General features: G+C 60.3%; 8 protein-coding genes. All 8 read left to right on the forward strand.

Features of this window, described 5'->3' with window-relative positions:
- Window positions 1–193: 193 nt before the first annotated feature.
- The 8 genes from E6C55_RS21880 (at window position 194) to E6C55_RS21915 (ending at window position 12,016) form a co-directional block, all read left to right on the forward strand.
- Window positions 194–2,311: a DNRLRE domain-containing protein gene (locus tag E6C55_RS21880; protein WP_168735799.1), complete on the forward strand. Its 2,118-nt coding sequence runs from the start codon at window positions 194–196 to the stop codon at window positions 2,309–2,311.
- A gap of 72 nt (window positions 2,312–2,383) precedes the next feature.
- Window positions 2,384–2,938 carry a UTRA domain-containing protein gene (locus E6C55_RS21885; RefSeq protein ID WP_168735800.1) on the forward strand — a complete coding sequence of 185 codons (555 nt, stop codon included), beginning with the start codon at window positions 2,384–2,386 and terminating at the stop codon, window positions 2,936–2,938.
- Window positions 2,939–3,303: 365 nt separating this feature from the next.
- The gene (locus tag E6C55_RS21890) at window positions 3,304–4,734 is read left to right on the forward strand and encodes an extracellular solute-binding protein (protein ID WP_136371947.1); all 1,431 of its coding nucleotides are present in this window, start codon (window positions 3,304–3,306) and stop codon (window positions 4,732–4,734) included.
- Between the two features lie 417 nt (window positions 4,735–5,151).
- A complete protein-coding gene (locus E6C55_RS21895) occupies window positions 5,152–6,141 on the forward strand; it encodes a zinc-dependent alcohol dehydrogenase (protein WP_136371948.1) in 990 nt (329 codons plus the stop codon).
- A 24-nt stretch (window positions 6,142–6,165) separates the two neighbouring features.
- The gene (locus tag E6C55_RS21900; RefSeq protein ID WP_136371949.1) at window positions 6,166–7,068 is read left to right on the forward strand and encodes an ABC transporter permease; all 903 of its coding nucleotides are present in this window, start codon (window positions 6,166–6,168) and stop codon (window positions 7,066–7,068) included.
- A 31-nt stretch (window positions 7,069–7,099) separates the two neighbouring features.
- Window positions 7,100–7,987 carry a carbohydrate ABC transporter permease gene (locus E6C55_RS21905; protein WP_230986809.1) on the forward strand — a complete coding sequence of 296 codons (888 nt, stop codon included), beginning with the start codon at window positions 7,100–7,102 and terminating at the stop codon, window positions 7,985–7,987.
- A 155-nt stretch (window positions 7,988–8,142) separates the two neighbouring features.
- A complete protein-coding gene (locus E6C55_RS21910; protein WP_168735801.1) occupies window positions 8,143–9,768 on the forward strand; it encodes a type 2 periplasmic-binding domain-containing protein in 1,626 nt (541 codons plus the stop codon).
- Between the two features lie 97 nt (window positions 9,769–9,865).
- Window positions 9,866–12,016, forward strand: a complete 2,151-nt coding sequence (locus tag E6C55_RS21915) for a FecR family protein (protein ID WP_136371951.1) — start codon at window positions 9,866–9,868, stop codon at window positions 12,014–12,016.
- Window positions 12,017–12,119: the final 103 nt, after the last annotated feature.

Raw genomic sequence — 12,119 nt, forward strand, 5'->3', positions numbered from 1 at the left:
AGCAACGATTGCCGACCGGTTGTCGATCGTTGCTTGCTGTCTGGATGAGTTGGGAGTCGGGGAAGCGCAGGAGAGGAGGCGGTGCGACGGCGACAAGACGAATGGGGAAAAGGATGTTGTCAATGCCTGCGGAGAAATGGAGCAATTGAAGTTGGGCGGAGAAACGATTAAGAAGAGCAGGGAGGGCTATTATTTGAAAGCGCTTATCGAACGATCATTGCCTCGCAAGTGGTGTTTGTACGCATGCAGTGTTCTGATTGCCGTATCCGCATGGAGCGGCATCGCCGCGCCGAAGACCGAAGCTCTCAGCGCCTCGGAGCTGTTGACGAAGCTGTACGATCTGGATGGATCGGTGCTGGTGGCCGCTCACAAGGGGGATTGGCGCAATCATCCGGAGAATTCGTTATCCGGCATTCAGTCTGCAATCGATATGGGCGTCGAGATGGTGGAGATCGACATTCGCAAGACGGCGGACGGCAAGCTCGTGCTCATGCACGACGACAACGTGGATCGGACGACCGACGGCACAGGGAATGTGTCGTCGTTGACACTCTCGCAGATCAAAGCGCTCAAGCTTCGCGAAGGGCAGGGAGGCTCCGGCGCCGCTCTGACGAACGAGACGGTGCCGACGCTCGAAGAGGCGATGAATCTGGCCAAAGGCAAGGTGCTGGTCAATCTAGACAAGTGCTGGGATATTCGCAACGATGTGTGGAGTGTGCTGGTCAGCACGGGAACAACCAGTCAGGGCGTCTTCAAGAGCACGGCTTCCAATGCGACAGTCGACGCCTGGCTGGATTCCAAGTCGCCGCGTCCGCTGTATCAGGCCGTCATTACGGACTCCGACAACAATCTCTCCGAGCTTGATGCCTTGATCGCCGGAGCGCAGCCGGATTTGTACGAGCTTGTGTTCGTTACGGAGTCAAGCTCCGTTATCTCAAGCACAACGGTTAACAAGATTACGAATGCCGGAAGACGCGTATTTGTCAACACTTTGTGGGCGTCGCTCAATGCCGGTCATACCGACGATATGTCTGTCGATGATCCGGATTCCGGTTGGGGGTGGGTTGTCAACAGAGGGGCAAGCTTCATTCAGACCGATCGTCCGTCCCAACTCGTCGCCTACTTAAATTCGCGCGAGCCGTTGGAAGCGGGCTGGGCATCCAAGGACATCGGAACGGTCGGTTCAATCGGCAGCGCAGGCAGCCGCAACGGCCAGTTCACGCTGACCGCGTCCGGATTCGATATATGGACTGCGGCCGACCAATTCCGTTATGCGTATCAGCCGGTCTCCGGAGACATCGTCATTACGGCGCGGGTCAAGAGCCAGGACCATACAAGCGAATGGGCGAAGGCGGGCATAATGATTCGCGAATCGCTCAATGCCGACAGCAAATTCGCCGATGTTGTCGTTACGCCTTCCCATGGAATCAACTTCCAGCGTCGTCCCTCGACGGGGCTTAATCTGTCCAATACGACCGGTTATACGGATTCCCTATCCGGCGGGACGGGCCAATATGTCAGGCTTGTCCGGAGCGGCAACACCTTCACGGGGTTCGCGTCGACCGACGGCAGCTCATGGACGCAGATCGGAAGTTCCGTAACGATCTCGATGAGCAGCTCTGTCTACGTAGGCCTTGCCGTAACCGCTCATGACAACAGCAAGCTCGGCAGCGCAACCTTCGATCAGGTGACCGTCGCCGCGGCGAACGCCTACTCGTTCACCACCGTAGCGTTGCGGCAGGGCGTATCCGGATATACCGGCACGACGGATGCACATGTGCTGGAGTATTATGCCGACCGGAACACGGGAGGCAACGGGGAGCTAGAGACTGCATCCTACTCGGGGGCGGACACGGACGAGAAGCATGCGTTGATTCGCTTTACCCTGCCATCCTCGATTCCTTCGAACGCCATCATTACAAGCGCGCAACTGCGAGTAAGGCTGACGACGACTCGCAACGGAACGGTCAAGAAGGCGATTGCGGTCAAGGAAGCAACCGGTTCGTGGGCGGAAGGCGCGGGGACTGGCATTGACGGACAGACGGTCTCCGGCGTCACCTGGAATACCAAGCCGGGATATGGCGCGTCCACAATCGATCAAGCGACGATCAACAGCGCCAGGAACGCTTGGTATACGTTTAACGTGACCGATCTGGTGCAGAGCTGGGTGAACGGGACTTCGACCAACTACGGTTTTGTCCTGCTTGAGAACACGGTAAACAGCTCTCCGGGAACGAAGGATTTCGCTTCCGCGAATAACAACGTTACGGAGAATCGGCCCAGCTTGGTCGTGACCTACCGGTTGCCATGAGCGGGATGACGGAAGTCGCCAGCGTTTAATGTTATGCAAAGGCACTCTTGGCGGCGCTTGCGCCGGAGAAGAGTGCCTTCTTCGTCATGTGCGCTCACGGAAGAAGGGACGCCGCAGCGCCTTCTGTTCGGGCAGCGCTGTATCCGAATCGAGCGTCTCTATCGGCTGGACGGCGAGCCTTATATTTACTATACGCACGATTTGACCGACCGGGCGGGCGACGTCCGGGATTCCGAGCTTGTCGAACAGTCGCTGTACGGGTGGCTGGAAGAGCGCGGCGCGGCGATCGCATCCTGCCGAGACGAGCTCTCCGTGTCGCTGGCTCCCCCGGCCGCCGCGCTCGCGGCGCTCGGCCTGCCGGAAGGAACGCCGCTGCTCAAGCGGACCCGATATTCGTACGGCCCGGACGGCGCGGCTGTCGAGTACGGGAAAGGCTTCTACGCGACGGACAAGCACCTTTACGTCATCCAATACGACGTCTGGGCCGCCTGCCCAGCGCGATGCACGTCTTGCCCGCTCCGCCGCCGCCCGGGCGGAATGCGCCCATTAAACCAAGTCGCCGTCCGGCGGCTTGGTACCGGGCCCTTCGCGTCGGCCCCCTTCGCGAATGTGAATTTTCACATATAAATCCCGCGGCAACGGCCGAAACGGCGATTTTATGTGAAAAACAACATAAATACCGACGATGACCCGCGACACCTGCCTAATATATGCCAAAAATCACATAAAACCATCCAAATCGCCCGCTAACGGTCGCTCTGAATGCTAAAATTCACATATATTCGCCGCCCGCCCCAGAGTAACCAGCAACGTCCCCAAGTCGCCGCCCCGCGCGCCCCAAGTCCCCCGCCCAGAGCGGCCTCCCGCGCCGGCGTCGAAGTCGCCGCCGCCCTATCCGGCGAGTTCGCCGCCCGCGCCATTGTTGACATTTGATGTGAAATGTCTGAAAATATAAACTGATGTTTATGATGTGAGAGATAGGTGAAATATACATGAGTTATAAATCAGACCGTCCTTCGTTCCAGGAGCGGCTGGATCACTTCGTTAATGTCATTCGCACGGAGATCATTAACGGAATCCGGCAGGAAGGGACGTACCTTCCCGCGGAGAGCGCTCTGGCCAAGCAGTTCCAGCTCAGCAACAAGTCGATTCGCAAGGGGCTCGAGCAACTGGTCGAGGAAGGGCTTATCCAGAAGATCGACCGGGTCGGCAGCATGGTGACCCCGCGCCCGAAGGAGGCCATCACGCTGAACTTCGGCTGTCCGATCTCGCTGACGACAGACTTCCGCATCGACGAGCTGATCACCGAGTTCGGCCGGAGGAATCCCGGCATTCACGTCCGGCGGATCACGCTGAACCATCTGAGCTACGCCCAATCGGCGCAGGAGATGATCGCCAACGGCCTGCTCGATGTCGTCGCGTTCAACAGCCCCCAATTCCAGGAGTGGACGGAGGAGGGCCTGCTCTCCCTGCTCGAAGGAATGGAATCGGACCCCGATATTTACCCGATCGCGGAGGAGGCGTTCCGCGCGGACGGCATCAGCTACGCGAAGCCGGTGTCGTTCTCGCCTGTCGTGCTGTGCTACAACAAGAAGCACTTCCGCGATGCCGGCCTCCACGAACCCGACAGCTACTGGACGTGGGGCGACCTGACGGCCGCCGCCGCCAAGCTGTCCAAGTCGCGCGGCCGTCACGGCATCTACTTCCTGCCCGCATCGGAGAACCGCTATCCGGTGTTCCTGCTGCAAGGAATGGGCGGCCGCTTCAAGGGAATGAGCGGCGACCGGCTGAACGAGGACATTCGGGACGGGCTGCGCACGCTGAACGAGCTGATCGCCAGCCGCGAGACGTTCCCGAATTATTGGGCCCAGGGCAACGACGAGACCGTCCAACTGTTCGCGGAAGGGCAAGTATCGATGATTCTGTGCACGTACTTCAATCTGAACGAGTTCGCCCACCTGCCGCTCGACTACGACATCTGCCCGCTCCCGAGTCTGCAGCGGGGAGATTCGCAGCGAACGCTGCTGCTGTCCATCGGCATGTCGCTGGTCCGCCACTCCAAGTGGAAGGAAGCGGCTCGCCGCTTCGTTGACTTCCTCGCCTCCGAGGATGCGCAGAACGTCATCCGCGATCGCACGGTCAGCATTCCGGCCCGCAAGGCGTCGGCGGAGCGGCCGCTCATGGACGGCCTCAAGCGGCCGTCGCGCTACTCGATGTTCCGCGAGATGTTCCCGTCGTTCTCGTACCATCGCGATCTCGGGCTGCAGATCAAGGATCTCCGCCAGTTCACCAAGTGGCTGAAGGAATACTGGTCCGACATGATCGACGAGGAGACGCTGTACCGGAAGCTGGAGGAGCTGTACCGCTCCGGCCAGAGGCCGGGCGACCCGAGTACACCAACTGGTGAATATATGCTTCCATAACCTTCGAATTTCATACATCACATAGTCGATCCTGATGTCATTTCAAAGACATCAGGATCGTTTTTTTGCCGTTTTACACCATTCCAGGGTCGAGCGACAGCAAGAAGCCGGCGGTGAGCGCCCCGCACAGAGAGGCGGAAGGATGGCCGGAACAGACCTTTCGCAGGACCAACATAGGCGAAATTCGCCAATTTTTGAGAGCGATTTCACCGTTGTCCCCGTTGATTGTTAACGTATTCACAACAATTCCGAACCTGACATCGCTGTGGGGAATCAATAAAAGCCCCAAAATCGCTTTTTTAGGGTTGACGGTCTTTTTATTCGGTGTGTATAATCAGTACATCAGTTGTACATCAAATTCGTTAGAATTATTTACAAATGATGGTATGTAAATCAGATATAAATCAGGAGGCGTGTATGCGAGCGATCAAAAGCCGAAGCGGCACTGCGGAAATCGTCGACTTGCCCGATCCGGAAATCAAACCGCAGTATGTCAAAGTCAGAATCGATCATTCATCCGTCAGCATCGGCACGGAGCTTCTTATGATTCGTTCCAGCCCGGGCGCCCCGCTGGGGTACAGCGCCACGGGAATCGTCCTCGAAGTCGGGGAGGGCGTCGCCCACGTCGTTCCCGGACAGCGGGTCGCCTGCTACGGGAGTCCGGCGCACCGGGAGATCATGCTCTCTCCGAAGCACCTGACCGTTCCCGTCCCGGACGGGGTGGAGCCGGAAGAGGCGGCATTCTGCGGCCTTGGGGCGATCGCGATCCACGCGCTGCGTCAAGCGGAGCTGGAATTCGGAGAGACGGCGCTTGTCGTCGGCGTCGGCATCCTGGGGCAGATCATCGCCCGGATCGCGCACGCTTCCAATTATCGCGTCATCGGCTTGGAGCCCTTCGAGGAGCGGCGCGGGATGCTGCTGTCCTCCGGCATTCGCCACGCTTGCAAGGACGAGGAAGACGTGGCGGCGGCGCTCGCGAAGACGACCGCGGGACGCGGCGCGGATGCGGTGCTCGTCTGCGCGAGCAATCGGCAGATCAGCCTGATCGATTCCTCCCTTCATTGGCTGCGGGACCGCGGGCGTGTCGTCATCGTCGGGGATACCGGCACCGAATTCGACCGGGACCTGCTCTTCGCCAAGGAGGCGAGCGTGCACATCTCCAGAGCCGGCGGCCCGGGGCGCTATGAGCCCGACTACGAGCAGCGCGGCGTCGATTATCCGATCGGCTACGTGCGTTGGACGGAAGGGCGCAACGTCGAGGACTTCCTGCGGATGATCGAAGAGAAGCGCATCGACATCAAGTCGCTCATCTCCCACCGAATCCGGTTCGACGAACTGCCCGAGCTGTACCGGCAGGTCGAGACCGCTCCCCAATTAATGATGGGAATCGTCGTCAGGTTCGACTAAGACGCCAGGAGAGGAGCGATGGGCATGACGATCCGAAGCAAAATGTGGCGTTACCGCTGGCTGTATATTTTTATGGTACCCGGCATTGTCTACTACCTTGTTTATCATTACGTTCCGATGTTCGGCCTCGTCGTGGCGTTCCAGGATTACAACCTGATGAAGGGCGTCACGGGCAGCCCGTGGGTCGGCTTGGACAACTTCCGCGCGGTGTTCGAATCGCCGGACTTCCCGCAGCTCATGAGGAACACGGTGCTCCTCAGCGTCTACCGCCTCATCTTCGGCATGCTGCCCGATCTGATTCTGGCGCTCATGCTCAACGAGATTCGGGTCCGCTGGTTCAAGAAGACCATCCAGACGCTCACCTACGGCCCGCACTTCCTGAGCTGGATCATCGTCTACGGCATCATGTTCTCCTTCTTCGCCCCGGGCTCCGGCCTTGTGACGACATTCTTCCGGGACATGGGCTGGGGCAGCATCGACGTCCTCACGAACTCGGCGCTGTTCCGACCGATGCTCGTTACGACGGACATCTGGAAGAGCACCGGTTACGGAGCGATCATCTACCTGGCCACCTTGGCCGGCATCAACAACGAGCAGTACGAGGCCGCCGCGATCGACGGGGCCGGGCGTTGGCGCCAACTGTGGCATGTCACCCTTCCGGGCGTCCGCGACGTGTTCATGCTTCTCGTCATCCTCCGGCTCGGCAGCATTCTGGATGCAGGCTTCGAGCAAGTGTACATCTTCCTGAACGTTCGCGTTTACGGGGTTGGCGACATTCTCGATACGTGGATTTTCCGCAGGGGCATTGAAGAGATGAACTACAGCGTGCCGGCGGCGGTCGGGGTGTTCAAGTCGGTCATCGGCTTCGTGCTTGTCCTCGGAGCGAACAAGCTGGCGAAGAAGTTCGGCGGCTCGGGCATCTGGTGACGGCCGAATGAATCGAACGGAGGTGGCTTAAGTGCCTTATATATTCAAGAAGTCGATTCCGGACCGCATCGTCGACGTCATCATCTACACCGTCCTGACCGTCTTCGGCCTGGCGACGCTGTTCCCGCTCTATTACGTCGCGATCGTCTCCATAACGCCTTATACGGAGGTGCTCCGCAACGGCGGCTTCCTGCTCTTCCCCGAGACGTTCACCTGGGACGCTTATGACGCAATCTTCACGAGCGGCGTCGTCCCGCGGGCGCTCAACATCACGATCCTCATCACCGTGCTCGGCACGTTCCTGAATCTGCTCGTCACCACCCTGCTTGCCTACCCATTATCGAAAAAATTCCTGCCGGGAAGAAACGCGGTGCTGCTCGGAATCGTGTTCACGATGCTGTTCTCGGGCGGTCTGATCCCGACCTTCCTCACGGTCAAGGCGACGGGGCTCATGAATACGATCTGGGCGCTTATCATCCCCGGCCTCGTGTCGACATTCAACCTGCTCGTCATGAAGACGTACTTCGAATCGCTTCCGGCGGAGATCGAGGAGGCGTCGAAGGTCGACGGCTGCACCGACGTCGGTACGCTGCTGCGCATCGTGCTTCCGCTGTCCATGCCGATCATGGCGACTCTCGGGCTTTTCTACGGGGTCAATCACTGGAATGCCTACTTCGGCGGGATCATGTACTTGAACGATCGGAGCTTATATCCGCTGCAGGTCGTGCTGCGGAACATGATCATCACGCCGAGCGTCAGCCAGGAGCTGTCGGTGCCGCAATCGTCGCTCAGCTCGCTGCCGCCAGAATCGATCAAGATGGCGACCGTCGTCGTCGCGATCGTTCCTATAATCGCCGTATATCCTTTCCTCCAGAAGTACTTCATCAAGGGGATGCTGCTCGGAGCCGTCAAGGGCTGACAAGGATACGGACGTCGATGACGATAAGGGGGAATGCGCGAGCCGAAGCGCCGGGAAGCGGCGCCGGCGAACGACAGCAGACAAGGAAGGCGAACAGGCTCCAGCTTCGCAAGACAGCAAGCCAGGCACAACCATTCCAAGGGAGGTCTTCGTACATGAAACGCACAAGCGCATTACTGGCAAGTCTCGCGGCAGTTGCTCTTCTGACCGCCGCCTGCGGCAACAACAATAACAAGGGCAGCGACTCTTCTCCGTCCGCCAGCCCCGCCGCATCCGGCGGTTCCCCAGCGGCTTCCGCGCCGGCGGCCGAGAAGATCAAGCTCAACTGGTACGTCATCGCTTCGGCGGATGCGCAGCTTCCCAAGGGAGACGCCGACTTCGTCAAGACGTACATCGACGAGAAGTTCAACGTCGATCTGACGATCGACTATATGCCGCTCGGCACCGACTTCCAGAACAAGTTCAACTCGCTTGTCGCTTCGGGCGACATCCCGGACGTCTTCTTCGCCGAAGGCATCCCGTCCAACCAATATATCGCCGACGGCGTCGCCCGCGAGATGACGGGCCTCGTCACGCCGGAGAACATGCCTAACTACTTCAAGTATTGGATCACGGAGGAGGAGCTTCCGAAGTATCAGGTTCAAGGCAAGTTCGCCCGCGCCCCGATCCCTTACGAGAAGAACTACTACCGTTCGTACTATATTCGCCAAGACTGGCTGGACAAGCTCGGCCTGTCCGTGCCGACATCCTATGACGAGATGGTCGAGGTCATGAAGGCGTTCACGTTTAACGATCCGGACGGCAACAACAAGAACGACACGTACGGCTTCTCCGCGTACGGCAACGGCACGAACATGTCGCTCGAATTCCCGACCTATGTCAAGAACGGCCTGTTCGGCGACTTCATGGTCGAAGGCGACCAGTTCGTCGACACCCGCACCGACCTGCGCATGCAGCAGGTGCTGACGGACACCCGCGCACTGCTCGATCTCGGCGTCGTCGATCCCGACTGGCTGCTCAACAAGAACGGCCAACAGCTCGAGAAGGCGGAGCAAGGCAAGGTCGGCATCGTGCTCGGCTTCGGCAAGAACCTGGCGTTCGACAACAATGCGGAAGGGCTGCAAGCGAAGACGAAGGAGATCACGAAGGTCGAGACGGCCAACTGGACGGCATTCGATCCGTTCGCCACGACCGGAACGTACCTCACTCCGGTGCCGGGCAACCCGTTCCTGTTCAGCTCCAAGTCGACGGACGAAGAGATCGGCCGCTCGATGCAGATTCTCGACTGGCTTGCCGGCGAGGAAGGCTTCCTGATGACGCACTACGGCCGCGAAGGCACCGAGTTCACCCGCTCGGGCAGCACGATCACGCTGAACCAGGACGCGTTCAAGACGAACGTGACCGATCAAGGCAACTTCCTGTCCGTCTACCAATGGTTCACGCCGATCTCCGGTCCGGAAGCGGCATTCGGCCTCGAAGTGTACGATCCGAACGTCACCGACCGCGACAAAAAGATTCTCGAGACGATGAACTCCTACAAGCTCGTGGACAGTGTCGGCACAAGCCTCGTCGTCAAGGAAGGCATGGACCTGGCCGCGCTCCGCAAGCGCATGAACGAGCTGCAGGTCAAGGTGCTGTACTCCGACAAGAATGCCGACAAGTGGCCGCAATATCGCGAAGAGCTGATGACGAAGTACCAAGGCAAGGAGATCTTCGAGTATTACGCGCAGCAAGTAACGGAAGCCCGCGGCGCGACGGTGACGTTCAATTCGGGGAACTAGGATAGCGGGGTAGTGTTTAAAAAAAAGGCGGAGAGACGGAACGCGCGGCTCTCCGCCTTGTCTAACGCGATGCGGCGAAGGGGGAACGATTGTGCAGGTGGACAGCGTGAGTGCGCTCAGGCGCCTTCCTTCCGGCGAGCGGCTGGAGGGAGAAGCCGTCTGGGTTCGCGGGTATGCCGATGCGGGGGACGGCGGAGCCAAGCTTGTCCGCTGGCAAGCGGGCAGCGAGGCGGAGGAGAACGGCGGCACGGTTCATGCGCCGCTGGACGGCGGCAGGGGCAGGTGGCTCGTCGTTCACGAGGGCGTCGGGAGGTTCCGCTACTTCGGCGTCTTCGGACCCGAGACGGCTGCGGACTCCGCGCTTGAGGCGATGCTGGCCGACGGCTCGATTCGCCGGATCGAGGCGGAATCGCATCTGAACTTCAAGCGTCGGCACCGCATTCGCCGCAGCTTCATCGAGCTCGACTTCGGCGGCTTCACGGTCACGACGGAGGGCATCGAGCCTGCGCCGCCGAACGACCCGTTCGCGGCGGTCTTCTTCTTCCGCGGCGAGGAGACGGACGAGACGCAGAGCGTCGTGCTGTCGGCCGAGCTCGCGGAGTTGGAAGAGCGCTTCGAAGTGGCCGACTCGTCGGCGTTCCGCGTCGGGGACTGGTGGCTCGTTCGCGGGGATCGGCTATCCGGCGGTGCGGAGCGGGAGCTGGAGAAGCTCGTCAAGGTGACGGCGGTGCTCGATGCGACCCATGTGCGCTTCCAGTACAAGAACGGCTGGTCCCTGGCGGCGGGCCGAACGGTGACGTACCGGCGGGTGGAGCCCGTCATTCGGGCGTGCGTGAAGAACATGAAGTTCATTGCGCGGGGGACGACGGACCTGACGGGGGCGCATCCGCTTGCGTTCGAGTTCGCGACGGAGTGCGACGCGGTCGGCATCGACGCGACCGGCTCGTTCTGGCCGGTCGTCATGCGCCGCTACAATACGAATTACGTGACCGAGCGCTGCCAGCTATTGAATCCGACCGAGGTTGTGGTCGGGGGAACGGGGTATCTGACGCAGCAGATTTATTGCCTGTACGGGCATGTTCGGGATTGCCTCGCGAGCAACGCGCGGCATCTGAACGACTTCACCGGCTCGGCCTATTGCCATGTGGAGAATTGCCATGCGGACGGGGACGACCTCGGCGCGTTCGTCACGCACGGGCAATACGAGCACGACCTGACGTACGTCGGCAACTCCGGCCTCATGTCGTTCGCGAACAGCGGCCCGACGTGGGGCGAGAGCGCGAAGCGGATTACGGTGAAGCAGCACGTCGCCTCCTGGTTCCTCGCGTTCCGGAAGGTGACGGACCTGACGCTTGAGGACGTCCATGTGCGATATCGCGCGGGGGTCGACAATTCCGAGAACACCGGCTCGTTCTGGCTGAACGCGGACGGCGTTCAGATGAAGAACTGCACGGCGGACCGCCTGGTGAAGGTGAAGCAGGCGTCCTCGCGCTCAGGCCGGCCGAACGTGATCGAGAACAGCGCGTTCGGGCTCACGCCGGGGCGGCGTCTCTCGCACGAAGAGGTGACGGCCGAGCTGACGTTCCGGAATTGCCGGTTCACTGGCGCGGACGGCAACGTCTTCGCGGGGCCGGGAGCGGTGAGGTTCCGCGATTGCCGGATCGAAGGCGCAGGCCCGGATTCGCTGCCGCTGCGGATGCGCGGGGCCGAGCTGGTATTCCGGGGCGGGGCGCTGCGGAATACGGGCTTCCGCTTCCTCGGGGGCGGCGACCTGCGGGTGGATGTCGGCGCGGGCGCTCAAGTATCGGGAACCAACGGCGAGAAGGCGTTCTTCCACTCTTGCAGAGATACCGCTTCCCAGTGGCGATTCGACGGAATGACGAGCCGCGCTTCGGACGCGGAGACCGCCCACTTCGCGATCGGCGGGAATGGTGCGGATGGTGCGGATGGTGCGAATGTTGCGAATGACACCGATGGTGCCAATAGTGCGATTGGTGCAGACGGTGCGAATGGTGCGAATGGCGGTGTGAGCGAGGTGCTCGTGACGGGCTGCTCGTTCGAGGGCGGCCGCTTCAAGGTGGCGGCAGGCTCGTTCGGAGCGGGAGGTTATTTGCTCTGCGTCTCCAATGTGGAGCGGGGCGTGGACAGGAGCATGCTGCCGGAGGAGTCCTCGGCGATTCGACACCGGGACGGCAATATGCTGCTTCCGGGCAACGAACTGGTCGATCGGGCGCGCACGACCAAATGAATGCGAAATTTCACATAAAACGCGCCTCTGGTACCGCCAAACGACCGAACGAATGCGAAATTTCACATAAAATGCGCCTCCGGAGCGGCCAAGTGGCGCGGGA

This window comes from Cohnella fermenti, assembly GCF_004801405.1.
In the GTDB taxonomy this organism is placed as follows: Bacteria; Bacillota; Bacilli; order Paenibacillales; family Paenibacillaceae; genus Cohnella; species Cohnella fermenti.

Excerpts from the sequence above, each read along its gene's own strand:
- E6C55_RS21890 (WP_136371947.1), top strand. The coding sequence starts at position 3,304 with ATGAGTTATAAATCAGACCGTCCTTCGTTCCAGGAGCGGCTGGATCAC.
- E6C55_RS21895 (WP_136371948.1), top strand. The coding sequence starts at position 5,152 with ATGCGAGCGATCAAAAGCCGAAGCGGCACTGCGGAAATCGTCGACTTG.
- E6C55_RS21900 (WP_136371949.1), top strand. The coding sequence starts at position 6,166 with ATGACGATCCGAAGCAAAATGTGGCGTTACCGCTGGCTGTATATTTTT.
- E6C55_RS21910 (WP_168735801.1), top strand. The coding sequence starts at position 8,143 with ATGAAACGCACAAGCGCATTACTGGCAAGTCTCGCGGCAGTTGCTCTT.